Source organism: Streptomyces sp. H27-C3, assembly GCF_030063415.1.
Classification (GTDB): Bacteria; Actinomycetota; Actinomycetes; order Streptomycetales; family Streptomycetaceae; genus Streptomyces.
In genome coordinates, this window is record NZ_JASITA010000025.1 from 1 (window position 1) to 25,492 (window position 25,492).

Below are 25,492 nucleotides of genomic sequence, written 5' to 3' on the forward strand. Positions count from 1 at the left end.
GCGGGGTAGGGGCGCGGGGCAGCTTCGCCTGCCGGTCTCGGTCCTCCGGACGGGCTGAAGATGCGCAGCTTCCGGGAACGAACTCAGCCCGTCCGGCGATTGAGGACACGCCCGCAGGGCGTCCGGGGGGCCGGAGGGGCCGGGGCCGGGGGTCTGGGGGGGCCGGGAGTCTCCCCGGCCTCGGGAAGAGGCGGGGTGGGGACAGCCCCGCGCGCAGCGGCCCGCCCGCCCACACCCGCCCGCGCCCCCGCACCGCCTCAGTCCAAGTAACCCCGTAGCTGGTCCGCGAGCGCATGGTCCCTGAGCTTGTTCAGGGTCTTGGATTCGATCTGGCGGATCCGCTCGCGCGTCACGCCGAAGATCCGCCCGATCTCCTCCAGCGTCCGGGGCCGCCCGTCCATCAGCCCGTAGCGGAGCTGCACCACCTTGCGTTCGCGCTCGCCGAGCGTGGAGAGCACCGCCTCCAGGTGCTCCCGCAGCAGCAGGAACGCCGCCGACTCGACGGGGGACGCCGCGTCGCCGTCCTCGATGAGGTCGCCGAAGGCGACATCGTCCTCCTCGCCCACGGGCGCGTGCAGCGACACCGGTTCCTGGGCGAGGCGCAGGACTTCGCTGACCCGCTCGGGGGTCAACTCCAGGTGGGTGGCGACCTCTTGGGGCGTCGGCTCGTAGCCTCGCTCCTGAAGCATCCGGCGCTGGACGCGCACCACCCGGTTGATCAGCTCGACGACATGGACCGGGACCCGGATCGTGCGGGCCTGGTCGGCCAGCGCCCGCGACATCGCCTGCCTGATCCACCACGTCGCGTACGTCGAGAACTTGTAGCCGCGGGCGTAGTCGAACTTCTCAACGGCGCGGATGAGGCCGAGGTTGCCCTCCTGGACCAGGTCGAGCATGGTCAGGCCGCGGCCGACGTAGCGCTTGGCGACGGACACGACGAGGCGCAGATTCGCCTCGATCAGACGGCGCTTGGCCATCCGGCCCATGACCACCAGCTTGTCGAGGTCCACCGCGAGCCGGGAGTCCGGATCGGGGACGGTACGGAGCTTCTCCTCGGCGAACAGGCCCGCTTCGACCCGGCGGGCCAGGTCCACCTCCTCGGCGGCGGTGAGCAGCGGGATGCGGCCGATTTCGCGCAGATACTGCCGGAAGAGGTCGGAGGACGGTCCGCCGGTGTCGGTGCGGCTGTTGCGCCGCTCGGTCACTTCGGGCTTTTCGGGGGTGTCGGCCGGGTCGTCCACGAGGATTTCGGCCTCGGTTTCTGCGGGCTCGGCCTCGGGGTGGTGTACGCCCCGGCTCTGCGGAGGGACCTTGGCAATGACGGCGACATCAGCGTCGGCATCGGCGTCTTTCAAGGTCTGAGTCTGGGTCTGCACGGGGGCGACCTCCAGGGTGATCGCTGCCGGTTCGGGGGCGTGCGGCAACGGAACGGTGGCGGCGACCGGGCCGCCGTCCGTCCCGTACACAAAGAGCGGATCCGCGGGTGTGTGGCCCACTCGGCGTGGGCCGGCCGCGCTCCGAGGACTCCGGCACCGCAACCAGTGTGGGGTACGACACATCACCGCCACGAGGGGCGTGCGGTGACTTTTTGAGTCCGGTCCGTGACCTGCCGGTCACGCAGGAGCCGCGGGGTGACTCGTGGGGCCGCAGGGCACTGCCCTCAGAGCGCGGCCGCTCCGTTGTTGCGCAGGGCCTCGCCGTACTGCTGGAGGACCCACAGCTCGCTCTGTACGGCGGCCAGGTGCTCGGGGTCCACGTGCGGCCCAAGGCGGGCGAAGGTGCCCTGGACGTCGAGGATGCGGCGGTCGACCGCACGCAGCCTGACATGGACCAACTGCATGCCCGCGTAGATGTCGTCGACGGTCTTGCGCATGATCGCTTCGACGGCGAGCTCGGTGACCAGGGCGCGCACCGTGTCGTTGGGCGCGGTGTCCCGCACCCGCGTCAGGTAGTCGGAGGGGTCGACGACGCCCTGCTCGGCGCCGCCGGCGTCCTCGATGGTCTGGCGCACCGCGGCGTACGGCGGGGCGGTGAACTCGTCGATCCCGTAGGCGTCAAAGGCCGGGGAGACCAGGTCGGGGCGCTGGAGGGCGAGCTTCAGCAGCTCGCGCTCGGTGCGGTGGGCGGGGCTGCGCAGATTCAGCGCGGGGCCCGAGGGGCCCGGGTGGCCGCCGCCCAGGTCCTGCGCGGGAACGGGGCGCCGGCCCTGGGGGGCGGTGGGTCCCCGGCCGCCACGGTCACGGGCCCAACGGGCCAGCTGCGCGACGCGCTTGATCACGAACTGGATGTCCATGATGCCGAGGATCCCGGCGAGCTGGACGGCGGATTCGTGCTGGATCGCGATGTTCTTGATGTTGGCGACGATCGGCGCGGCCTCGTCGAGGGCGGCGGCCCGCCCCGCCGGGGTCTCCAGGTTGTGCCGGGACACGACGTGGCGGATCGCGAACTCGAAGAGCGGCGTGCGCGTTTCGACCAGGGACGCCACGGCCGCGTCGCCCTGTGCGAGGCGCAGGTCGCAGGGGTCCATGCCGCCCGGGGTGATCGCGATGGAGGTCTCGGCGGCGAACTTCTGGTCGTCCTCGAAGGCGCGCAGCGCGGCCTTCTGCCCCGCCGCGTCACCGTCGAAGGTGAAGACGACCTCGGCCGACGCGTTGTCCATGAGCAGCCGACGGAGGATCTTGATGTGGTCGCCGCCGAAGGCCGTGCCGCAGGTGGCGATGGCGGTGGTGACGCCGGCCAGGTGGCAGGCCATGACGTCGGTGTACCCCTCGACGACGACGGCCTTGCTGGTCTTGGCGATTTCCTTCTTGGCCAGGTCGATGCCGTACAGGACCTGGGACTTCTTGTAGATCGGGGTCTCGGGGGTGTTGAGGTACTTGGGCCCGTTGTCGTCGTCGCGGAGCTTGCGCGCGCCGAAGCCGACGACCTCGCCCGTGATGTCGCGGATCGGCCACATCAGCCGGCCGCGGAACCGGTCGATGGGGCCTCGCCGGCCCTCCTGGGAGATGCCGGAGAGCGTCAGCTCCTTGTCGGTGAAGCCCTTGCCGCGCAGATAGCGGGTGAGGTGGTCCCAGCCCGCCGGGCTGTACCCGACGCCGAAGTGCTGGGCCGCGCTCTGCTCGAAGCCGCGCTCGGCCAGGAACTTGCGGCCGATCTCGGCCTCCGCGGAGTCCAGCTGCTCGACGTAGAACTCCGCGGCGGCCTTGTGGGCCTCGACCAGGCGGACGCGCTCTCCGCGCTGGTGGGTGGGGTTGTACCCGCCCTCTTCGTACCGCAAGGTGATGCCCGCCAGGGCGGCGAGGCGCTCGACCGTCTCGGAGAAGGAGAGATGATCGATCTTCATCACGAAGGCGATCGTGTCGCCGCCTTCCTGGCAGCCGAAGCAGTGGAAGAGACCCTTGCTCGGGCTGACCTGGAAGGACGGGGACTTTTCGTCGTGGAAGGGGCACAGCCCCTTGAAGTTGCCACCACCGGCGCTGCGCAGTTGGAGGTACTCGGAGACAACGGCGTCGATCGGGACCGCGTCCCGAACCGCCTTCACGTCGTCATCGTTGATCCTGCCGGCCACGCGTGAAGTGTACGGCGGCGCTCGGACACTCCTGTCGGTGCGACGCTCAGGCGAGCAGTGAAGCCAGGTCGACGGTGGGGTCGGAGAGGGCGTCGGCGTCGACCCAGACCCCGCTGCGGATCAGCTGCTGGATGTGTTCGGTGACTTCCCACACATTCACGTTCATGCCCGCGAGGACCCGGTGGTCCTTCAGCCAGAAGGCGATGAACTCGCGCTTTCCCGCGTCGCCACGGATGAGGACCTGGTCGTACGAGCCGGGGGGCGCCCAGCCCGAGTACTCCAGGCCGAGGTCGTACTGGTCGGAGAAGAAGTACGGAACACGGTCGTACGCGACCTCCTGGCCCAGCATGGCGCGGGCCGCGGCCGGGCCGCTGTTGAGCGCGTTGGCCCAGTGCTCGACGCGCAGCCGGGCGCCGAGGAGGGGGTGGTGCGCGGCGGCCACGTCACCGGCCGCGTGGATGTCGGGGTCCGAGGTGCGCAGCGCGGCGTCGACGACGATGCCGCCGCCGTGCGCGGGGTCGAAGAGGTCGAGGCCGGCGGATTCCGCGAGCGCGGTGCGCGGAGCGGCGCCGATCGCGGCGAGGACGTCGTGGGCGGGGTGCTCCTCGCCGTCGTCGGTGCGGGCCGCGAGCACCATGCCGTCCTGGCCGATGATCTCGGTGAGGCGGGCGCCGAAGTGGAAGCGCACGCCGTGCTCGCTGTGCAGGTCGGTGAAGAGCTGGCCGAGCTCGGGGCCGATGACCTGGTGCAGCGGAGTCGGCTCGGGTTCGACGACGGTGACCTCGGCGCCGTAACCGCGGGCGGCGGCGGCGACCTCAAGGCCGATCCAGCCGGCCCCGGCGATGACGAGGTGGCCGTTGTCGCGGCCGAGGGTGGCCAGCACACCGCGCAGCCGCTCGGCGTGGGCGAGGCGGCGCAGGTGGTGGACGCCGGCCAGGCCGGTGCCCGGGATGTCGAGGCGGCGCGGCTCGGCGCCGGTGGCAAGCAGCAGCTTGTCGTAGCGGACGGTGGCGCCGTCGCCGAGCAGGACCGTCCTGGTGGCGCGGTCGAGGTGGACGACGGTCTGGCCGAGGTGCAGCTCGATGTCGGCCTGCGCGTACCAGCCGGGCTCGTGGACGAAGACGCTGTCGCGGTCCTCGGTGCCGACCAGGAATCCCTTGGACAGGGGCGGACGCTCGTACGGATGCTCACGTTCGTCGCCGATGAGGATCACCCGGCCGGTGAATCCCTCGGCACGGAGAGTTTCCGCCGCCTTCGCCCCCGCCAGTCCCCCACCGACGATGACGAACGTCTGATCTGCGTCGACCACTTGGTGCCTCCTCTGTGCCTGCCCCTACGCTACGCCGCCGGGTTCGAGCGTCCCGCACAGAGGGTGATGGGGGAAGAGGGGGTGCGGCGCGGTGCGCCTGCGGTGGGCTTGTTCCCGCCCCCGCCTCTTCCCGCTGCGACACTTCGCGGTGCCGCAGTGTGGGGGCTCCGCCCTGGGACCCGGCCCTCGGACACCGGAGGCGGATGGGCCGAAAGACTGCTCGGGGGCATGAAAACGGTGGTTGCGGACGTCTCCCCCGTTGATGCCCGCAACCACCACTCCTCAAGGGTCACGCCCATATGGACGACGTGCGGGGCTTTCGTGCACAACGCAAATGGACCGCACCATTCCGCCTGGAGATGACTAGTCTCTGACGCACCGGAGTTGCACAAGGGAGCAGGGCGCGGGGAGAGAGCGGGGCGTGCGGGCGCATGTTGCGCATCCACTTCAGCACTGAGGATCTGAACCGGCTGCGGGTGGCCGCGCAGCCCGACCCGCTGTGGGAGATCGTGCACAGCCTGCATCTGCTGCAGAACCGGCAGGCGGCGCTGGTCTTCGACCCGTGGCGCCGCGAGGTGCGGGCGGCGCTCACCCGCGCGGGCCTGACCAGGACGGTGGCCGCGCTGATCCGGCTGTGCCCCTCCGCCGCTTACTTCCCGGACTTCCTCACGCCGGGCCAGGGCATCGCGGATCTGGAGACGGGTGTGGACCGGATGCTGTCCACCCCGGTGTCCCGGCTCGCCGACGAGCTCAGCCGGCTCTACGAGGGCGGTCCCGTGCCGCCGGTCGCCCGGCTGCTGGCGCAGGGGGACCCACGGGCGCTGATGCGGCTGGGCGACGCGCTGCGCCGCTACTACGCGGTCGCGGTGGAGCCGTATCAGGAGGCGATCACTTCTGCGGTGGCCGCCGACCGGCGGGGCCGCGCCGAGGCGGCGCTGGAGTACGGCCCGGAGGGGCTGCTGGCGACCTACCGGCCCGTGCTGACGCGGCGGGACGACGGGATGTTTGAGGCCTCGTATCCGGTGGAGCGCGAACTGGAGCTGCGGGGACGGCCGTTGACCATGCTGTCCTCGTTCTTCTGCGTCCAGCGCCCGATCGCACTGGCCGATCCGGCGCTGCCGCCGGTACTCGTCCATCCGATGACGCCCGAGCCGGGCTGGCTCGCCCGCTTCCGCGCGACCGGCGGGGCGGGCGAGGGCGCGGCCGGGCAGCCCGTCGCCCATCTCATCGGCCACACCCGGGCCGCCGTGCTCGACGTACTGGACCGGCCGATGACCACGACTCAGCTCGGCGACACCCTGCGGCTGACGCTGTCGACGGCGAGCCGGCACGCGACGGTGCTGCGGGAGGCGGGGCTGATCGCGTCGGAGCGGCGCGGCAGCCATGTCCTGCACCGGCGGACCACGCTGGGGGACGCGCTCATGAACGGCGTGGCGTTCGCGTCGTGAGGCGGGCGTGCAGGGAGCGGGCCGCCGCGTCGGTGAAGGACGAGATCTGGTCGACGAGCACCCGCTTGCGGGCCCGGTCGTCGGGCGCGGAGTCCCACAGGGCGCGGAACTGGGGGTCGAGGCCCTCGGGGGCGCGGGCCGTGAGCTCCTCGGCCAGCTCGGCGATGACGATGCGCTGGTCGGCGCGGAGCCGCTCCTGCTCGTCGCGCTGCATGACATAGCGGTCGGCGACGGCCTTGAGGACGGCGCACTCGTGCCGTGTCTCGCGCGGGACGACCAGCTCCGCGGCGTACCGGGTGAGGCGGCCCGTGCCGTACGCCTGGCGGGTGGCGCCCTCCGCGGACAGGCAGAAACGGCCGATGAGCTGGCTGGTGGCGTCCTTCAGGCGGGCCTGGGCGACGGCGGACCCGTCGTACCCGTGCGGCCACCACTCCTGCTCCAGGAGGCGGTCCAGGGCTGCCGCCAGCTCCTCGGGTGCGGTGTCCTGCGGTACGTACCTCCCGATGGCCACGTCGAAGATCTCGTGGCGCTCGGGCTCGGCGAGCAGATAGTTCGGGTCGAGGTGGCCGGCGTGCAGGCCGTCCTCGAAGTCGTGCACGGAGTACGCCACGTCGTCGGACCAGTCCATGACCTGGGCCTCGAAGCACTTGCGGTGGGGCGGGGCGCCCTGCCTGACCCAGTCGAAGACCGGCAGGTCGTCCTCGTACACCCCGAATTTCACCGAGGCCGGGTCGGTGGGGTGGCCGCCGCGTGCCCAGGGGTACTTGGTGGCGGCGTCGAGGGCGGCCCGGGTGAGGTTGAGCCCGACGCTGACCATTTCACCGGTCTCCGCCGAGGGCACGAACCGCTTGGGCTCCAGGCGGGTGAGCAGCCGCAGCGACTGGGCGTTGCCCTCGAAGCCGCCGCAGTCCTTGGCGAAGTCGTTGAGTGCCAGCTCGCCGTTGTGCCCGAAGGGCGGGTGGCCCATGTCGTGCGACAGGCAGGCCGCCTCGACGAGGTCGGGGTCGCAGCCGAGGGCGGCGCCGAGCTCGCGGCCGACCTGGGCGCATTCCAGGGAGTGGGTGAGGCGGGTGCGCGGGCTGGCGTCCCACACCTGGCTGCGGGAGCCGGGGGTGACCACCTGGGTCTTGCCCGAGAGACGACGCAGCGCGGCGGAGTGCAGCACCCGGGCGCGGTCGCGCTGGAAGGCGGTCCTGCCGGGCCGTTTGTCGGGCTCGGTGGCCCAGCGATCGGTGTCGGCGGCGTCGTACAGGGTGTCGTGTGCAGTGCCTTCCATGCCCCGACAGTAAACGGCGCCGCCGACAGGCGGACGCGCAGGCGGGGCAGGGTGGGGTCCGGCGGTTTCCGGCGCGCGGTTCGAGGTGGTGGCGGGCGTGACTGCCCCGGGGCGCGGGGGCGCCGCCCCAGAGGGTCACGAGCCGGCGCGGGGCCGTTACGGGGACCCGGCTTCGGGTGGTCGCGAACGGGCGCGGGGGCGTCGCTCGGCCTCAGGCCGTCGCGAGTGCGCGCAGGGGGATCGCCGGGCGGGTGGCGATAGCCTGGTCGTAGCGGAGCAGGACCAGCCGGGCCATGGCGGCGTGGGCGCCGAGCGGCGCGGCCGCCAGCCAGGGTGCGGCGGCGGCGCTCTGGGTGGCGAACCGGCCGGGCGCGGTGAAGTACGAGGCCACGGCGGCCCGGTGGCGGCCCCGGGCGGCGAGGGCGCGCAGCGCCTGCGGGACGGTGGGCGAAGCGGCGGACGCGTAGGCGGGGAGGACGGGGACACCGCCGAGGCGTTCGCTGAGCAGCGCGGCGGTGCGGCGGGTGTCCCCGGCCGATTCGGGGTCCCGGGAGCCCGCGGCGGCCAGCACGACGCCACTGCCCCGGTCGGCGCCGTCGGCGTCGCGCCAGCCCGCCTCGGTGAGGCGCGTGTACAGCGTCTCCACGAGCAGCGGGTGCGGGCCGAGCGGCGCGGCGATGCGGGTGCGCAGGTGCGGGGCGGTGTCCGCGGCCTGCGGCAGGTCGTGCTTGACGTGGTGGCCGCGGCCGAGCAGCAGCGGTACGAGAACGACGTCGCCCCGGTCGACACCGGCGAGGGTGTCGGACAGCAGCGGTGCGTTCAGCTCGATGTGCCCGAGCCTGATGTCGAGCCCCGGGCGCAGCTCGCGGACCCGCTCCAGGAGCGTGGTGACGGTGCGCAGGGCTCCTGGGTCGCGGCTGCCGTGGGCGACGGCGACGAGGGTGGGCGGGGTCATGTGCCTGCCGCTTCCGTTTAGAGAGACATGGCTGAGCCGGGTGCCCAGCTCAGCTGTGATGCGGGTGAGCAGTTGCGCCGTACTGTCGAGGGGCAGTGACTCGCGGTGTGCTGCCGACTCCGTCATGGACCGATACTGCCGGGCCGACGTTGCCGCGTCGTTGCGTCGGAATGACGAGTGTTTTCCGGGCCCTCACCGCCCGGGTCGCCGCATTGTCAGGCGGAGGTGACACGCTCGTCGGCGGGCGCGCCGCGCGGATCGCCACCCCTTGGATGCCGAATCAGATGCCGAACAGCTCCCGGCACGGTGCCAGCCCCGTTGTTTCGACGGGCACCGTCCGGTGCGTCTCCCAGTCGCCCCGGCTCAGGCGCAGCCGCCGCAGCGTCCTCGCCCGGCCCTGCACGGAGATCACCGTCAGGCCGTCCTCCTGGTAGCCGAGCTTCTGCGACACCCGCAGCGAAGCGGGGTTGTCCGTCATGGCTGCGGAGGTGACGTACCGCGCGCCCAGGCCGTCGAACGCCAGGTGCAGCACGGCCGCCCGCATCTCGGTGCCGATGCCGGCGCCCTGGTGTTCCCGGCCGAGCCAGGATCCGGTCTCGCCCTCCCTGGTCACCGCGAAGTCGGTCGTCGCAAGGTCCTGCCGGCCGACCGTCCTGCCCTCGTGCCGTACGGCGAGGCTCAGCGTCCACGCCTTGGGGCTCCACCCCGCGACGGTGCCCAGCACGTGCTGGAAGGTGGCCAGGCCCCGGGCCTCGGGGCTCCCTTCGGTCCACGGCACCGAGAACGGCATGGACGCCTCGTCGTGCACACCGGCGGCGGCGACGGCTGCGAGTTCGTCCAGTACATCCCCGTGCGGAACCCGCAGCTCAAGATGTGGCGTCATGATCCGTAGGCCGTACAGGGGCCAGAATTGAGGGGACATGCCGGGATCATCGCAGGGGGAGGCGGGCACTGACATGCGGTTTTCACGCACGAAGCGCGCGAAGCGCACGACGGGCGCGGTCGTGAAAAGAGCGGTCCGACGGGGGAAACGGCTGCGCCCGATACCGGGGACCCGGCGCGGCCGGCGCCGCGCGACGCAAGCGGTCATGCTCGGCTGCGTGCTCGCGCTGGCGCCCGCGACCTGGATGCACGCGGTCGCGGACAGCCGCGTCCGCACCACCGCCGACGCCCCCGCGCAGGACGTCGCCGTCGTCTTCGGGGCCGGGCTGTGGCGGGGCGGCCCCTCGCCGTATCTCGCGCACCGGCTGGACGCGGCGGCCGAGCTGTACCGAACGGGCAAGGTCAAGGTCGTGGTGGTCACCGGGGACAACAGCCGGGTGGAGTACGACGAACCGGACGCGATGCGCACCTATCTGGTGCGACACGGCGTGCCGGACGACCGCGTCGTCAGCGACTACGCGGGCTTCGACACCTGGGACTCCTGCGTACGCGCCAAGAAGATCTTCGGGGTGGACCGGGCGGTGCTGGTGAGCCAGGGCTTCCACATCCGGCGGGCGATCGCGCTGTGCCGGTCCGCGGGCATCGACGCGTACGGCGTCGGGGTCGACGCCAAGCGGGACGCGACCTGGTACTACGGCGGCGTACGGGAGATCCTCGCGGCCGGCAAGGCGGCGCTCGATGCCACGATCGAGCCCGATCCGCGGTTCCTGGGGCGCCAGGAGCCCGGGGTCGACGACGCGCTGGCCCTGGCGGGGCAGTAGGGACCCACCTGGGGTTTTTGACCCTTCGGCCGACCTCACGGGGTGACCTGGGCGGGGCGGAGGGCCGCGTACCCGGGGCGTAACCCGGTGCGCCCGCCGCCGTAACACGGCCGACGCACGCTGACGGCATGCCCCGCACTTCCCCCGCACCGCCGCCCGGACAGCCCGCACCCACCGTCGCGACCCACTGCCCGTACTGCGCGCTCCAGTGCGGCATGAACCTGCGGCCCGCGGGCGACACCGTAGAGGTGGTGGAGCGTACGGACTTCCCGGTGAACCGGGGCGCACTGTGCGGCAAGGGCCGTACCGCGCCCGCCGTGCTCTCCTCCCGGGTGCGGCTGACCGAGCCGCTGATCCGCCGCCCGGCCACCGGTGCGCTCGAACCGGCCACCTGGGACGAGGCCCTGGCGAAGATCGCGGAGGGCCTCGGGGGCACCCGGGTGGCGCACGGCCCCGACGCGGTCGGCGTCTTCGGCGGCGGTGGCCTCACCAATGAGAAGGCCTACGCGCTGGGCAAGTTCGCCCGGGTCGTGCTCGGCACCTCCCAGATCGACTACAACGGGCGCTTCTGCATGTCGTCGGCGGCAGCCGCGCACCAGAAGGCATTCGGGCTCGACCGTGGTCTGCCCTTCCCCCTGGAGGACATCCCGCGCACGGGCTGCGTGATCCTCGTCGGGTCGAATCTGGCCGAGACCATGCCGCCCGCGCTGAGGTACCTCACGGAGTTGAAGGAGAACGGCGGCACGCTGATCGTCGTCGACCCGCGCCGCACCCGGACCGCCGAGCAGGCCGACCTGCATCTCGCGCCGCGCCCCGGCACGGACCTCGCGCTCGCGCTCGGGCTGCTGCATCTGGTGGTGGCCGAGGGCGGTACGGACGAGGAGTTCATCCGGGAGCGTACGAGCGGCTGGCCGGAGGCACGGTCGGGCGCGATGGCGCACTGGCCCGAGATGGTGGAGCGCATCACCGGCGTCCCGGTGCCCCAACTCCGTACAGCGGCAAGAATGTTCAGCGACGCGCCCACCGGCATGGTGCTCACCGCACGCGGACCCGAGCAGCACTCCAAGGGCACGGACACCGTCGGCGCCTGGATCAACCTGTGCCTGGCCACCGGGCACGCGGGCCGGCCGCTGTCCGGATACGGGTGCCTCACCGGCCAGGGCAACGGGCAGGGCGGACGCGAACACGGCCAGAAGGCCGACCAGTTGCCCGGCTACCGCAAGCTCACCGACCCCGCAGCGCGCGCCCATGTGGCGGGCGTCTGGGGCGTGGCCCCGGACAGCCTGCCGGGTCCCGGCCGCAGCGCGTACGAACTCCTCGACGCCCTCGGCGGCGACATCAAGTCGCTGCTGCTCATGGGGTCGAACCCGGTCGTCTCCGCGCCCCGCGCCGCCCACATCGAACAGCGCCTGCGCTCCCTGGACTTCCTCGCCGTCGCCGATGTCGTCCTGTCCGAGACGGCGGCGCTCGCGGACGTGGTGCTGCCGGTGACCCAGTGGGCCGAGGAGACGGGCACGACGACGAGTCTGGAGGGGCGGGTACTGCTGCGCCGCAAGGCGATCGACCCGCCGCCCGGTGTACGGACGGACCTGGAGGTCCTGCACGGCATCGCCGGGCTCCTCGGCCACGAGAAGGGCTTTCCCACCGACGCCGAGGAGGTCTTCGGGGAGCTGCGCCGCGCGTCGGCGGGCGGCCCGGCGGACTACTCGGGGATCTCCTACCGCCGGATCACCGACGAGGACGGCGTGTTCTGGCCGTGCCCGGACACGGCACCGGGGGAGTTGGAGGAAGGTGTGGCGGGGACGGTGGATGGCGGCGCCCCGGGGACGGTCGAGGAAGTTGCGCCGAGAACGGCGGAAGGAGTTGCGCCGGGGACGGGGGAAGGAGTTGCGCCGGACGCCGGGCCGGGTACCGGGCCGGCCCCGGCCGCGAGCGCCGCGCCGGAGGCGGTCCATCCCGGTACGCCCCGGCTCTTCCTCGACAGGTTCGCCACCGCCGACGGGCGCGCCCGCTTCGTTCCCGTCGTGCACCGGCCCGCCGCCGAGGAGCCGGACGCCGAGTACCCCGTCCTGCTGACGACGGGACGGGTCGTCGCCCAGTACCAGTCGGGGGCCCAGACCCGCCGCGTGGCGGAGCTGAACGCGGCCGCGCCCGGCCCCTTCGTCGAGCTGCATCCTCGCCTCGCCGACCGGGTCGGGGTGGCCGACGGCGACCCCGTCGCCGTGGTGTCCCGGCGCGGCAGGGCCGTCGCGCCCGCCCGGATCACCGACGCGATCAGGGACGACACGGTCTTCATGCCGTTCCACTGGCCGGGCGAGGGCCGGGCCAACAACCTCACCAATCCGGCGTTGGATCCGACGTCAAGGATGCCGGAGTTCAAGGTGTGTGCGGTACGGATCGGGCCTGCGGACTGAGCGCGCCCGCGCTGCCTGTCCCGCCAGTCCCGCCGAGCCAGTCGCCGCCGTGGATCGGCCGGCTCTGCGCGCGATCCTGCGCGCCGATCCGCGGATGAAGGCGTTCGCCCGGTTCGCCACGATCACCGGCCCGGACCTGCCGGTGGGCAGCTCATGAGCCGCGGGTTCCGGCTGCCCCGGTTCCGGCCGTCCAGATCGCGGCTCTCCCGGTTCCGACTGCCCGGGTTGAGGCTGCCCCGGTTCCGGCGGGTATCCGCTGGGCCCAGAAGTGCTCCCGCCAAGGGGTGCGCCTCGCTGAGCGTGCGCAGTTCCGGCAGTACGTCGACTGGGTCGCCCAGCGCCAGATCCGCGTCGATCCGCAACTCCCGTGCGTCCAGGAGCTGTTCGTTGAGCCCGGGCAGGATGTCCTGGAGCGCGGCGGCGGGCAGGTCGGACAGGGGCTCACCGCGCCACAGCCCGAGGGCCTCGCGCAGCGGCGGCGCCGCTCGGGCCGCCGCCCCTTCGCCCAGCGCGGCGCGGCCCCGGCGGACCAGGTCGGTGAAGCGGTGCGGGCCGAACGCGTCCGGGCCGACTTCCACGAGGTAGCCGCGGGGGTGGGTGAGCACAGGGCCGGCGCCTGCCGGGCAGTCGAGGGCGCGGCGCAGTCGCAGGACTTACGACCTCGGGGGCAATAGTGCGCGGGCTCCCGACGCCCTGCGACTCCGCCTCCGGCGTTGTCGTCGGTCGACGACGCTCCGCGTCGCCTCCCTCCTCCGCCTAGGACGCGAAGCCGCATGACGCCACTCGCTGATCCACACTCCATTGCCCCCGAGGTCGTCAGTTCTGCAGGGTGTTGCGGGCCCGGCCGGGTGTCTCCTCGCCCCACGGGCGGCTCACGAGAGTGTCCAGGCAGACCACCCGGATGGCGTCGGCGAGCAGGTCGGCGAGCAGGACTCTGAGCTTCGCCGCCCCGGTGGACACCACGAGCCCGTCCCGCCGGACCTCCAGCGGTCCCAGCACCTTGAACTCGTACCGCGCGCCCATCACTCCCCCGTGGTCCGTCCTTCCGGGCCACCGCGATCGAACGACAGCGAATGATGAGACGGCTACCCGGCGTAGACATTTCATGACCGTGGCGTGATCGTGGCGTGCCGCGGGGCGATCGAGGAGCGATCGAGGCGTGAGGCACGGGAGGACGTGGCGGGGCGGGAGGACCGGGTGGCGGCGCGGGGCTGGTCGGCCCCGCCCCGCCACCCCGCCCCCTCAGCGGTCGCGGTACATCTCGGCGACCAGGAACGCCAGGTCGAGCGACTGCCGGCGGTTCAGCCGCGGGTCGCACGCCGTCTCGTAGCGCTGCTTCAAATCGGTGTCCAGGATCTCGTCGCCACCGCCGACGCACTCGGTGACGTGGTCGCCGGTCAGCTCCACGTGGATGCCGCCCGGGTGGGTGCCGAGGCCGTGGTGCACCTCGAAGAAGCCCTTGACCTCGTCGAGTACGTCGTCGAACTTGCGGGTCTTGTATCCGCTGGCCGACGAGAAGGTGTTGCCGTGCATCGGGTCGCACTGCCACACCACCTGGGCCCCGGAGGCGGTGACCTTCTCCACCAGCGACGGCAACCGGTCGCGGACCCGCGCCGCGCCCATCCTGGTGATGAACGTCAGCCTGCCGGGCTCCCGGCGCGGGTCCAGCTTGTCGATCAGGGCCAGCGCGTCGTCGGGCGTGCTGGACGGGCCGAGCTTGACGCCGATCGGGTTACGAATCCTGGAGGCGAACTCGATGTGCGCTCCGTCCAGTTGACGGGTGCGCTCACCGATCCACACCAGGTGGCCCGAGACGTCGTAGAGATCACCGCTGCGGGAGTCCAGCCGGGTCAGCGCCGCCTCGTAGTCCAGCACCAGCGCTTCATGGCTGGCGAAGAACTCGACCGTCCTGAACTCCTCCGGGTCGGGCCCGCAGGCCCGGATGAAGGACAGCGCGTTGTCGATCTCCCTGGCCAACTGCTCGTAGCGCTCACCGGACGGCGAGAGGCCCACGAAGTCCTGGTTCCAGGCGTGGACTTCACGCAGGTCCGCGTAGCCACCGGTGGTGAACGCCCGGACGAGGTTCAGCGTCGCCGCGGACGCGTGATACATCCGTTTCAGCCGCTCCGGGTCCGAGTTGCGGGACTCCGGGGTGAACTCGATCCCGTTGACGGAGTCCCCGCGGTACGCGGGCAGTTCGACACCGTCGCGTGTCTCGGTGGGCCTGGAGCGGGGCTTGGAGTACTGGCCTGCGATCCGGCCGACCTTGACCACCGGCACGGCGGCCGCGTAGGTCAGGACGACGGCCATCTGGAGCAGGGTCTTCACCTTGTTCTGGATCTGCTCGGCGGAGACCCCGTCGAAGGTCTCGGCGCAGTCACCGCCCTGGAGCAGGAAGGCCTCGCCCTTGGCGACCGAGGCGAGCCGCTCGCGCAGCAGATCGCACTCGCCGGCGAAGACGAGCGGCGGGTAGGAGCGCAGTTCGGTGAGTACGCCGTGGAGGGCCTCGGTATCCGGCCAGGTGGGCTGCTGCGCGGCGGGTAACGACCGGTACGAATTGATCTGGGACAGGCTCATTTCCGACCGGGCGGCGGCCGGACCGGCCGCCGCCCATCCTCATCTCTGTATCTCTGTGTGACGTTTCGCTGCGTAATGTTCTCCGTGGGGCGTTGCTGTGGGTGCCGTGCACCGGTGATGCGCGCCGGTGCCGTGCGCCGCAAGGACCTGGCAGGCCCGTCATGCCGCAAAGGCATCACCTGTCCGAAGCGCGTGCGGGTAGCTGCCGAGGAAGCAGAGGTTGATCCCCTTCTGGTGCAGGGCCATGAGCACCCGGCCCACGCCTCGGTCCTCGATGTGCGCGTCCACGTCGAGGAAGAAGTGGTAGCTGCCGAGGCTGGTGCCGGCGGGCCAGGACTGCACCCAGGTCACGTCGATGCCTCGGTGCGGGAACTCGGCGAGCACCTCCGCCACCGGCCGCCCCCCGATCTCGTCGGCCGGGAGCAAGAAGGAGCTGCGGTCATGGCCGGTGGGCGCCGACGCGGGGCCCGCCCTGCGCAGGGCGACGAACCGGGTGACCGCGTCGTCCCGTTCGCCGATGCCGGTCGCCAGGACCTCCAGGCCGTAGCGCTCAGCGGCGACCGGTGCGGCGATGGCCGCGTCGCCCGGCGCACCGGACTCGGCGACGTCCCTGGCGGCTCCCGCCGTCGAGGTGGACAGCAGCACCTGGGCGTCCGGCAGTCTGCTCGACAGCCACTGGCGGCACTGCGCATGGGCGTGCGGGTGACTCCGCACGCGCTCGATGTCGGACAGTTCCGTGCCGGGTTCGGCCATCAGCGCGAAGCAGACGGGCAGCTCGATCTCGGCTGCGATGTGCAGCTCGCACCGCCCGGTCGCCAGCTCGTCCAGGGTAGCCGGCACGACGCCCCTGACCGAGTTCTCCAGCGGCACGACGGCGGTGGAGACCGTGCCGTCGCGCACCGCGGCCAGTGCCGCGCCGACGGTGGCGTACGGCTCCCACCGTCGGCCCCCGGCCTCGGGCAGCATCCCCAGGGCGGCCTCCGCGAAGGTGCCTCGGGGGCCCAGGTAGGCGTAGGTCATCGGGCCCTCACCGGCTGCTTTTGGCACTGCCGCGGGACAACCGCAGCACGAGCATCGCGACCTCGGTGCCGAGGCGGCCGAGTGTGGTGCGGTAGCGGCTGATGATCTGGGCCTCGCGAGCGAGCGCCAGATGGGGTCCGCCGGTCGCCTTGCGGACCGTCTGGATCTGCGTGGACAGGGCGATGCGCTGCTCGATGAGCTCGATCAGCTGCCCGTCGGTCTCGTCGATGCGGTGACGGAGCCGGACCACGGTGGCGACGGCGTCGTCCGCTCCCGGGGCGGTTTCGGGCACACCGGTATGGGGTCCGGCGATGGTGCTGGGCACAGGGTTCTCCTCGGAACTGATGCTTGGAGATCGATACTTGGGACCCATTGGCCTTTTGTGCTCTCGGGCCGTCGGGCCTGGAGTGGGGCGGCGCCGGGCTCAGGAGGCCAGTGCCGGCACGAGGCCGAGCTCGTGGGCCAGACGTTCCTTGACGACACCCAGGTCCTCGCAGTCGCCGCCGGTCCGCTCGGCGATGTGCACACGGTAGAGCTCGTTGAGGTGCGTGTCGTCAACCTCGACGCCCAACTGCCCGAGCACATGGCGCAGTACGGCCCGGCCGGAGTGCCGCCCGATCAGCAGGGACCGCTCGCGGCCGAACCGGGAGGGCTCCACGTACTCGTACGTCTCCGGGTTGGCGAGGATGCCCTGCTGGTGGATGCCCGCGGTGGTGCCGAACGCGTAGGTCCCGAAGATCGCCTTGTTGCGCGGCTGTTCCAGCTTGATGACCTCGCGCAGCGCCGTATACGCGTCGTACATGGCGGCGATGTCGATGTCCGTGTGCACCCCTAGGTGGTCCTGCTTGTACGCGAGTACGCCGGCCAGCTCTTCCAGCGCGGTGTTGCCCGCCCGTTCGCCGATGCCGCCGAGCGTCGCCTGGACTTCGTCGGCTCCGGCCTCGATGCCCGCGAGGGCGTTCGCCAGGGAGAGACCGAAGTCGTCGTGGCAGTGCGTGGACAGCCGGATGGGCGCCGGGGCCCAGCGGCGGATCTTGCCCATCAGCGTGCCGAACTGGTCCGGGGTGGTGCAGCCCGACGTGTCGGCGATGATGATGCAGTTCGCGCCCGCCTCCACCGCGCTCTCGGTGAGTGCCTGCAGGAAGTTGTCCTCGCTGCGGGTGGCGTCCTCGATGCCGACGGAGATGTGCTCGATGCCGAGCGACCGGGCGAAGGCCACCGTGTCGACGACCTCGGCGACGGACTGCTCGCGGGTGATGCCCCGCTTGTACTTCAGGTGCAGATCGCTGCCGGTGGCGACCATCTGCACCTCGTGGTTCACCGTGCCGCCGGCCGCCACCGCCGTCTCCACATCCCGTCGTACGGTCCGCGAGAACGTGGCGAAGCGGGCCTTCGACAACTCTTTGGAGATGAGCTGGGTGGCTTCGAAGTCGCTGGGCGAGGAGGCGGGGAATCCCGCCTCGACGGAGTCCACTCCGAGCGCCTCGATCCGCAGGGCGAGATCCAGTTTCTGCTGCGGGTTCATCGCATTCGCGGGAGCCTGCTCACCGTCGCGAAGAGTGGTGTCGAATACGGAGATACGTCGAGTGGCACGCTGTTCGGACATTTCTGTTTCCCCCATGGTTACTTCATGACTTACGCCAAGTGGCGTTTCTCGCGGTCGCGCTGTTCCAGCAGGGCCGACGAAAGACGGTCGACCGCTTCTTCGGCCGTGGTCCGCGAGGTGGCGAAGGAGAGCCGGACGTGGCCTTCTCCCCCGGGGCCGAAGGCCGATCCGGGAGTCAGTGCCACGCCCGCATCGCGCAGCGCCCACGCGGCGAACTCCTCGCTGGATCCGAGACCGGTGCCCCGGATGTCCGCGAAGGCGTAGAAGGCTCCCTGCGGGCTCGAACACCCCACCCCAGGAAGTGAGTTGAGCCCGGCGACTATCAGCTCACGGCGAGCCGTGTACGCGTCGAGCATGTCCCGTACGACGTCCTGGCTGCCGGTCAGTGCCGCCAGGCCCCCGCGCTGGACGAACGACCCGGCGCAGCCGACCGTGTGTTCCTGAACCTTGAGCACCTGGCCGACGACGTCCGTGGGGCCCGCGACATAGCCGAGCCGCCAGCCGGTCATGGCATACCCCTTGGAGAATCCATTGACCGTGAGAGTGCGCTCGGCGCAGCCGGGGAACGCGGCCAGGCTGAGATGCTCGGCGTTGTCGTACCGGATCTGCTCATAGATTTCGTCGGCGACGATGAAAAGATCGTGCGCGACGGCGAACTCCGCCACGTCCCGCGCCTCTTCGCGGGTCAGCACGCGGCCGGTCGGATTGTTCGGTGTATTGATCAGGACGGCTTTGCTGCGCTTCGACACCCGGCTCTCCAGAAGCTCCCGGGTGATCCGGAATCCGTCGTCCGCGCTCAGCTCCGCCGCGACCGACCTGGCACCGGTGAGCCGGGCCATGGAGCCGTAGCTGACCCAGCTCGGTGTGGGGACGATGAGCTCGTCCCCCGGGTCGAGGATCGCCATCAGCGAGATGAACAGGGCGTGCTTCGCCGACGGGGTGACGACGATGTCGGTCGCGGGGTCCGCGTCGAGACCGTTGTCCTTCGCCAGCTTCTCGCTGATGGCCTCGCGCAGGGCGAGCAGACCGCGGCTCGGCGTGTAGTGGGTGAAGCCCTCGCGCAGCGCCTCGGTAGCCTCGGCCGCGATGTGGTCCGCGGTGGCGAAGTCCGGCTCCCCGCCGTTGAGGTCGAGCACCTTGACGCCCTGCGCCCGCAGGGCGTGGACCTGGTCGAGCAGGGCGACCGTGGCCGACCTCTCCAGGCCGGCAAGCCGGGACGCGATGCGGCTCTTCACTGGGACTTCCCCCTTGGCGGTCTGCTGTGATTGGTGGTTTGCGGTGAGGTCGCCTGTGGCTGGTGGTCGACTGTGGTTGGTGGTCTGTTGTGGTCCGGCCGGTGCTGTTCAGTAGCCGACGGTGAAGCGCTTCCGTATGTGCTTCGGCTCGTCGATCTCGTCGACGAACGCGACGGCGTAGTCCTCGGCGCTGATGCGGCTGTTGCCGTCCGGGCCGATGACCAGGTCGTCGAGGCCGAGCCGGTAGGTGCCCGTACGCTCGCCCGGTTCGATCTGGGCGGCCGGCGAGAAGTGGGTCCACTTCACGTCGGTGACGGTGCGCAGGTAGTCGAGGGCGGCCCCCTGACCGCGCATGACCTGCACGACGAGCTCCGGCAGCCCCTCGGTGTCCCAGACCTTTTTGCCGTCGGGGGTGTTGAGGGAGCCGGCGCCGCCTATCGAGATGAGGCGCGGTGCGTCGTCGCCGAGCAGTCGCACCCCCTCCACCAGGGCTTCGGCGGCTCTGCGGACGAAGGCCGCGTGAGCCTTACCGTCGGTGTAGCCGCCGCCGACGGCCGAGGCGACGGCGTCCTTGCCCTCGGCGGCCTTCGCGACCGAGTGGGCGTCCAGCACATCGCCGGTGGTGATGGTCAGGTTGGGGTGGGTGACGCTCAGGTCGGCGAGGTCCACCACCACCGCGGTCACCTGGTGGCCGCGGTTCAGCGCCTCGGTGAGGATGCGTGAGCCGAACGTGCCGCTGGCACCGAAGAAGGCGAGCTTCTTGGACATGGGATTTCCGTTCCTGTCTGTGGTGGGCCGGCCGGGGGTGTCCGGCGGAGATCCGCCGGACACCCGCTACGGCAGTTCGACGGACTGTGAGTGCCGGAAGACGTTCCTCGGGTCGTACGCCTTCTTGATCTGCTGAAGGCGCGCGTAGTGGTTCTTGTAATAGAGCGTCGACCAGCGCACCCCGGACGTGTTCTGCGCGGGGTCGGTGATGTCGATGTCCGGGTAGTTCACGTAGCAGCCGTCGGTGCTCGCGTTGGGCACCGGGTAGCCGCCGGTGGCGGAGTACACCTCGCCATACACCTCACGCAGCCAGGCGGTGTTCTTGGCGTCATCCGCGGGCGTTGACCACTGGGTGGCGTACAGCGCTTTGAAGATGGAGGAGCGCTGTGCGCACGCGGTGGTTTCCTCGGGCACGGTGTTCACCTTCGAGCCGTAGCCAAAGAGCATGATGTTGGCGACGGTGTTGGTGAAGTCGGGGCGGGTCAGGTGCTTGTAGAGCACCCCTGCCTGCGCGGCTGTGAAGCCCTTGCGGTGGTACGCCGACTTGTTGGCCGAGCGCAGGGTCGGGTTGGTCAGCTCCGGATTGTTCGTGCCGAGCATCCGGACGGAGGTCAGCCAGGGCAGCTTGCGCGGTGTGAAGAATGCCGGCAGCGGTCCCTGCTCACCGACTGACTGGGTCAACGGCTGGGCGGTGACTCCGGCCGCGGAGGTGATCTCCCCGAGGTAGTCCTCGATCAGCTGCTGGGCGCCGGGTACCGAGGCGTCGAGCTGGGTGATGACGCCGATGACGCCGTCGGCCCTGGTGTTCATCACCAGCAGGCTCGTCAGGCCGTGGCTGCGTGACTCGACCGTGCTGTTGCGCTCGTGCCAGTCGCCGTAACGCGTCACCAGCGCGGTGAACTTCTCCTTGTCGAAGTCGGCCCAGGGCAACGCGACCGCGCTCAGGTACACGTCCTTGGGCGGGGTCATCAGCTGGTCGGCCGGGACCGAGCCCGTGGCGTCGGGCGAGCGGAAGAAGTAGCGCGTGACGACTCCGAAGTTGCCGCCGCCACCGCCGGTGTGCGCCCACCAGAGCTCACGGTTGGGGTCGCGCTTCTCCCGAGTGGCCATGACGCACCTGGCCCTGCCCTGCCGGTCGACGGTGACGACCTCGACCGCGTACAGGTGGTCGACGGTGACGCCGTACTGGCGGGACAGCAGGCCGAAGCCGCCGCCGGAGATGTGGCCGCCGATGCCGACCGAGTAGCACAGGCCGGCGGGCAGCGAGACGCCCCAACCCTTGTAGAGCGCCTGATAGGCGTGGAGCAGGGTCGAACCCGCCTCCACGACGAAGGATTTGGTGAACGGGTCGTAGGAGACCTCGTCCAGCTGGGTCATGTCGATGACCGTCTTGACCGCGGAGTTGAAGACGAAGTCGGCGTAGCAGTGCCCGCCGCCCCGCACCGCGACGCGCTTGTTCGCGTTGACCGCTTCCTGGACCGCCTGCACCACCTGGCCGGTGGTGTGGACCACCTTGACGGAGTCGGGTGTGCCGACCCAGCGTGTGTTGTGTCCGACAGTCAATTCCTGGTAGCGGTCGTCCCCCGGCAGGACGGTGGTGATGGCCTTTCCCCCGATGCTCTCCGCCACTGGGCCGGCAACATCGCTCCGCCTGTTCATCGTTCCCACGGTTGTACCTGAAACCTCTCCGGCTGCATCAGCCTGAATTATGTCGACGCTCGTTCGGAATACGTGCGAATAACCGAAACAGCGGAGAGTTCTTCTGCCGGCCCCATTGCCCGCCCGGTGAAGCGACCCCCTCGACCACTTCACCGGAACTCCCCCCGTCGGCGGCTCCCTCGCCGCCGCGCACCCATTGATGAAAGCAATGGCCAGGCCCCGGAGTCAAGAATTGTTTTGAAACTCAGCAGGGTGGCCTACATCTCCCGAACAAGGCGGAGATGAGCCTCCACCTTTGGGAGCGGTTCGCTCCACCGAAGGTGGAGACGGCCTCGTTCAATTCATCCATCGGCCGATGACGCGACCCGGTGGTGGGACAGCAGAATCAATCGCGAACTGACGTCCAGTGATTTGGGAGAAATCGAGTCATGCAGCCTTTTCATGAGCTCACCGACACCGAGCGCGAAGAGCTGGCCTCGGCTCTGGCATCGGTGACCAAGAGCCCGTACGAGGACTACCCGTCCTTCTCCCGCTCGGTGGCCGACCTGGTGGACCGCGGCGACATCCCGGTCTCCTTCACCGAGGCCGTCGCCGGGATCCGCGCGGAGCGCGAGGCCGGACTGTCGGACGCCCATGTTCTGCGCAACTGCCCCATCGACCCGGTCGTGCCGGCGCTCGACCACGACGACCCGCTGGCGGACAAGTACGCGAAGAAGAAGACCTTCGTGGGCGAGGCGCTGCTGGAGCTGTTCGGGCAGCTCGCCGGTACACCGCTGCTCGCGTACGACACCCGGTTCAACGGGGACTTCTTCACCGATGTCGTCGCGATCAACCGCTACAGCGGCAAGCAGACCGGGTTCAGCGACGGCGAGCTCGTCTTCCACAACGACCGGACCGCGCACCCGGTGCGCGCCGATTTCATCACCCTGGTGGGGATGCGGTGCCCCGAGGGCGACTTCATCTACACCGGGTTCGTCGAGGGCCGCAGCCTGCTGAACCATCTGACGGCCGAGGAGCAGGAGCTCCTGCGCAAGCCGTACTTCATCACACCGTTCGACGTCTTCTCCCGGGACAACAACCAGAGCCTGACGGTCTCCGAGGCGCACCCGATCCTGGAGCGCGAGCACAGCATCCGCTACCTGGACACCCACACCAGGGTGGCCCCCGACAGCCCGCCGGAGGCCAAGGACGCCCTGATCGCGTTGAAGAACGCGCTGGTGAGGGCCGACAAGAAGCGCCACCGGATCGTCACGGGCGACCTGTTCTCCTTCGCCAACCAGGACGGTCTGCACAGCAGGGACAAGGTCGAGGTCAACGATCCGGAGCGGGCCCGCTCGCGCTGGCTGCTGAAGACGTACGCGTTCCGTAACGAGGCCAACGCGGAGCAGCACGCCGACCGGTGGATCGACGGTGTCCGTGGCCGGGTGGGCGACTAGCAGTCGGAGGCCGGCCACGGGCCGGGGTCGCACGCTCGACGGGGAGCGTGCGACCCCTCCCGCGAATCGGGACTCGGGATCTCGATCGGGATCGGGATCTGAAGGGCTGGGATCAGGAGGGCTGGGCCACCGGCAGGGACGCGGTCGCGCCCCGCATGCCCTGCACCCCCTGCATCAGGAGGACGGCCTCCAGTCGGTTGCGTACACCCAGCTTGGTGAGGGTGTGCGAGATATGGCTCTTGATCGTCGCCGCCGAGACGTGGAGACGGGCCGCCGCCTCGGCGGTGGACAGCCCGTCGGTGAGCAGTGCGAGCACCTCGCGCTCCCGGTCGGTGAGCGCGCTCAGCAGCCGCTGAGTGGTCGTCTCGCGGCCGACCGGCACGACCTGGGCCGTCGCCGACGGCGGCGGGAGGCGGCGCCCGGAAGGGGAGCGGTAGAGCTCATGCAGGTCGGGGGAGAGCACGGTGTGGCCGGAGGCCACCGCACGCGCGGCCGCCGCGAGACCTCCTATGCGGGCGTCCTTCGTCAGGACGCCGTTCGCGCCGGCCTGGAAGACAGCGTCGAGCTTGCTCCTGGTCCAGCCCACCCCGATGAGCAGGACCTGGATCTTGGTGGCGACGAGCTCGCGGATCGTGTCGACCGGATCGCAGTTGTGGCCCACCCCCAGGACCGCCACATCGACCTGTTCGAGCCGCCATTCCCGGAGGGGCTGGCGGACGTCCACGCTGGCCACGAGCCGGAGTTGATCGGCGCGATGCACCACTCCGCCGAGTACATGCCGGGAAATCGGATCTTGGTCGGCGAGCAGAATGCGGGCCTCCGGTTCGGCCACGCTCCCATTGGCGAACCAGTCGTCGTCGAAAATACGAGTTTCCACAATGCTCTCCCCCGTTGTGTCCAGGAGGCTGAGTGCCTCCCTCTCAGCTCTCCCCGGAGCGCGAAGCGGGACCGGGCGGCCGATGTCGCAACGCATCCACAGTAAGGGAGCGGGCCGCGCGGCGGCCACCGGCTTGTGGATAACAGGAGTCCCAGGAATGTAATCGCGCCAGTGTCGTCCGAGTAATAGAAGCGACCACAATTACGGGTAGGGAGTTGTGCGTTCCATGGGTTCGACATTGGCGCGGAAGACGTGGGATGCCCATGTCGTACGTCAGGGTGGCACCGGTGATGATCTGCTCTACGTCGACATGCATCTCCTGCATGAGGTGAATACCCCACAGGCGTTCGACGACCTGCGGACCGCCGGGCGCACCGTCCGCAGGCCCGACCTCACGGTGGGCACCGAGGACCACAACACCCCCACGATCGCCGTCGACAAGGTGATCCAGGATCCGGCGGGCCGCCGGCAGACCACTCTGATGCGTTCCAACTGCGCCGAGTTCGGCATTCCGCTGCACCGGCTGGGCTCAGCCGGCCAGGGCATCGTGCATGTGATCGGCCCCGAACTTGGCCTGGTGCGGCCGGGCATGACCCTGGTGTGCTGCGACTCGCACACCACCACCCTCGGCGCCTTCGGAGCAGTCGCCTTCGGGATCGGCACCAAGCAGGTCGAGCATGTGCTGGCCACCCAGACTCTGCCGATGACCCGGCCCAAGGACATGGCCGTCACCGTCGCCGGTGCGCTGCCACCCGGTGTCACGGCGAAGGACCTGGTCCTCGCGATCATCGCCCGGATCGGCACGGGCGGCGGAGTGGGCCACATCATCGAATACCGCGGCGAGGCCGTCACCGCCCTGTCGATGGAAGGCCGGATGACCCTGTGCAACATGTCGGTCGAGGCGGGCTCGCGCGCCGGGCTGACCGCACCGGACAAGACCACCTTCGCGTACCTCAGGACCCGCCCGGGGATGCCGCGGGGCGCCGACTGGGACCGGGAGGTCGCGTACTGGGCGTCGCTGCGCAGCGACGAGGACGCGACGTACGACAAAGAGGTCCTCATCGACGCCTCCGTGCTCACCCCGTATGTCTCCTGGGGCAACAACCCGGGCCAGAGCATCCCGCTGGACGGTGTTGTCCCCTCACCCGCCGACTTCGCCGACCCGCAGGAGCTGGCCGCCGCCGAGCGGGCACTGGCCTATATGGATCTGACGCCCGGCACCGCGATGCGTGATGTGTCCATCGACGCCGTGTTCGTCGGCTCCTGCACCAATGGCCGGATCGAGGACCTGCGCGCCGCGGCCGAGGTGCTCAAGGGCCGCAGGGTCGCCGACGGCCTGCACATGATGATCGTGCCCGGCTCGGCCCCGGTGCGCCGGCAGGCCGTCGACGAGGGTCTGGACCGGGTGTTCGCCGAGGCGGGCGCTGATTTCCGGCCCGCCGCCGGGTGCTCGATGTGCGCCGCGCTCAATGAGGACCGGCTCCTTCCCGGCCAGCGCGCCGCCTCCACCAGCAACCGCAACTTCGAGGGCCGGCAGGGCAAGGGCTCCCGTACGCACATCGTGTCGCCCGCCGTCGCGGCCGCCACGGCCGTCGCCGGCCGGCTCTCCGCCCCGGCCGATCTGTAGACCCCCAGAAGGTT

General features: G+C 70.7%; 20 protein-coding genes and 1 pseudogene. 5 read left to right on the forward strand and 16 right to left on the reverse strand.

The window, feature by feature from the left end:
- Positions 1-257: 257 nt before the first annotated feature.
- The 3 genes and pseudogenes from QMK30_RS23510 to QMK30_RS23520 form a co-directional block, all read right to left on the reverse strand.
- A pseudogene (locus QMK30_RS23510) lies at positions 258-1,533 on the reverse strand (RNA polymerase sigma factor).
- A 127-nt stretch (positions 1,534-1,660) separates the two neighbouring features.
- A complete protein-coding gene (gene dnaG / locus QMK30_RS23515) occupies positions 1,661-3,568 on the reverse strand; it encodes a DNA primase (RefSeq protein ID WP_283520287.1) in 1,908 nt (635 codons plus the stop codon).
- A 46-nt stretch (positions 3,569-3,614) separates the two neighbouring features.
- Positions 3,615-4,877: an NAD(P)/FAD-dependent oxidoreductase gene (locus tag QMK30_RS23520; protein ID WP_283520288.1), complete on the reverse strand. Its 1,263-nt coding sequence runs from the start codon at positions 4,875-4,877 to the stop codon at positions 3,615-3,617.
- A 431-nt stretch (positions 4,878-5,308) separates the two neighbouring features.
- On the opposite strand from QMK30_RS23520, the gene QMK30_RS23525 reads away from it, so the two are divergent.
- Entirely contained in the window at positions 5,309-6,325 is a 1,017-nt protein-coding gene (locus QMK30_RS23525) for an ArsR/SmtB family transcription factor (RefSeq protein ID WP_283520289.1), read from the forward strand.
- On the opposite strand, the gene QMK30_RS23530 is transcribed toward QMK30_RS23525, so the two are convergent.
- From QMK30_RS23530 to QMK30_RS23540, 3 genes are all read right to left on the reverse strand, one after another.
- Positions 6,297-7,601 carry a deoxyguanosinetriphosphate triphosphohydrolase gene (locus QMK30_RS23530; RefSeq protein WP_283520290.1) on the reverse strand — a complete coding sequence of 435 codons (1,305 nt, stop codon included), beginning with the start codon at positions 7,599-7,601 and terminating at the stop codon, positions 6,297-6,299. The genes QMK30_RS23525 and QMK30_RS23530 overlap by 29 nt on opposite strands.
- 211 nt (positions 7,602-7,812) lie before the next feature.
- The gene (locus QMK30_RS23535) at positions 7,813-8,682 is read right to left on the reverse strand and encodes a sirohydrochlorin chelatase (protein WP_283520291.1); all 870 of its coding nucleotides are present in this window, start codon (positions 8,680-8,682) and stop codon (positions 7,813-7,815) included.
- Between the two features lie 154 nt (positions 8,683-8,836).
- A complete protein-coding gene (locus tag QMK30_RS23540) occupies positions 8,837-9,478 on the reverse strand; it encodes a GNAT family N-acetyltransferase (RefSeq protein WP_283520292.1) in 642 nt (213 codons plus the stop codon).
- Positions 9,479-9,512: 34 nt separating this feature from the next.
- Between QMK30_RS23540 and QMK30_RS23545 the strand changes: the two genes are divergently transcribed.
- Together QMK30_RS23545 and QMK30_RS23550 are read left to right on the forward strand one after the other, a co-directional pair.
- Positions 9,513-10,259 (forward strand): SanA/YdcF family protein, encoded by a 747-nt coding sequence (locus QMK30_RS23545; protein ID WP_502963208.1) that lies wholly within the window; start codon positions 9,513-9,515, stop codon positions 10,257-10,259.
- Between the two features lie 128 nt (positions 10,260-10,387).
- Positions 10,388-12,673 carry a molybdopterin oxidoreductase family protein gene (locus QMK30_RS23550; protein WP_283520294.1) on the forward strand — a complete coding sequence of 762 codons (2,286 nt, stop codon included), beginning with the start codon at positions 10,388-10,390 and terminating at the stop codon, positions 12,671-12,673.
- Between the two features lie 122 nt (positions 12,674-12,795).
- Here the strand turns inward: QMK30_RS23550 and QMK30_RS23555 are convergent, their stop codons facing one another.
- The 9 genes from QMK30_RS23555 to QMK30_RS23595 form a co-directional block, all read right to left on the reverse strand.
- Entirely contained in the window at positions 12,796-13,278 is a 483-nt protein-coding gene (locus QMK30_RS23555) for an AfsR/SARP family transcriptional regulator (RefSeq protein WP_283520295.1), read from the reverse strand.
- A gap of 211 nt (positions 13,279-13,489) precedes the next feature.
- Positions 13,490-13,696, reverse strand: a complete 207-nt coding sequence (locus tag QMK30_RS23560) for an AfsR/SARP family transcriptional regulator (protein WP_283520296.1) — start codon at positions 13,694-13,696, stop codon at positions 13,490-13,492.
- 219 nt (positions 13,697-13,915) lie between these two features.
- On the reverse strand, positions 13,916-15,250 hold the full coding sequence (locus QMK30_RS23565; RefSeq protein WP_283520297.1) for a class II 3-deoxy-7-phosphoheptulonate synthase: 1,335 nt from the start codon (positions 15,248-15,250) through the stop codon (positions 13,916-13,918).
- Between the two features lie 159 nt (positions 15,251-15,409).
- Complete coding sequence (pheA, locus tag QMK30_RS23570; protein ID WP_283520298.1) at positions 15,410-16,270, reverse strand: prephenate dehydratase; 861 nt, start codon at positions 16,268-16,270, stop codon at positions 15,410-15,412.
- A gap of 7 nt (positions 16,271-16,277) precedes the next feature.
- Positions 16,278-16,595 carry a chorismate mutase gene (locus QMK30_RS23575; RefSeq protein ID WP_283520299.1) on the reverse strand — a complete coding sequence of 106 codons (318 nt, stop codon included), beginning with the start codon at positions 16,593-16,595 and terminating at the stop codon, positions 16,278-16,280.
- A gap of 99 nt (positions 16,596-16,694) precedes the next feature.
- Positions 16,695-17,876 (reverse strand): LeuA family protein, encoded by a 1,182-nt coding sequence (locus QMK30_RS23580; RefSeq protein ID WP_283520300.1) that lies wholly within the window; start codon positions 17,874-17,876, stop codon positions 16,695-16,697.
- Between the two features lie 29 nt (positions 17,877-17,905).
- Positions 17,906-19,111 (reverse strand): pyridoxal phosphate-dependent aminotransferase, encoded by a 1,206-nt coding sequence (locus QMK30_RS23585; RefSeq protein ID WP_283520301.1) that lies wholly within the window; start codon positions 19,109-19,111, stop codon positions 17,906-17,908.
- Positions 19,112-19,219: 108 nt separating this feature from the next.
- Positions 19,220-19,879: an NAD(P)-dependent oxidoreductase gene (locus tag QMK30_RS23590; protein WP_283520302.1), complete on the reverse strand. Its 660-nt coding sequence runs from the start codon at positions 19,877-19,879 to the stop codon at positions 19,220-19,222.
- A gap of 66 nt (positions 19,880-19,945) precedes the next feature.
- Entirely contained in the window at positions 19,946-21,538 is a 1,593-nt protein-coding gene (locus QMK30_RS23595; protein WP_283520303.1) for an FAD-binding oxidoreductase, read from the reverse strand.
- A 428-nt stretch (positions 21,539-21,966) separates the two neighbouring features.
- Here QMK30_RS23595 and QMK30_RS23600 point away from each other — a divergent pair, with 428 nt between their 5' ends.
- The gene (locus tag QMK30_RS23600) at positions 21,967-22,974 is read left to right on the forward strand and encodes a TauD/TfdA family dioxygenase (protein WP_283520304.1); all 1,008 of its coding nucleotides are present in this window, start codon (positions 21,967-21,969) and stop codon (positions 22,972-22,974) included.
- A gap of 112 nt (positions 22,975-23,086) precedes the next feature.
- On the opposite strand, the gene QMK30_RS23605 is transcribed toward QMK30_RS23600, so the two are convergent.
- On the reverse strand, positions 23,087-23,851 hold the full coding sequence (locus QMK30_RS23605; protein ID WP_283520305.1) for a response regulator transcription factor: 765 nt from the start codon (positions 23,849-23,851) through the stop codon (positions 23,087-23,089).
- Between the two features lie 226 nt (positions 23,852-24,077).
- Between QMK30_RS23605 and leuC the strand changes: the two genes are divergently transcribed.
- A complete protein-coding gene (gene leuC, locus QMK30_RS23610) occupies positions 24,078-25,478 on the forward strand; it encodes a 3-isopropylmalate dehydratase large subunit (RefSeq protein ID WP_283520306.1) in 1,401 nt (466 codons plus the stop codon).
- Positions 25,479-25,492: the final 14 nt, after the last annotated feature.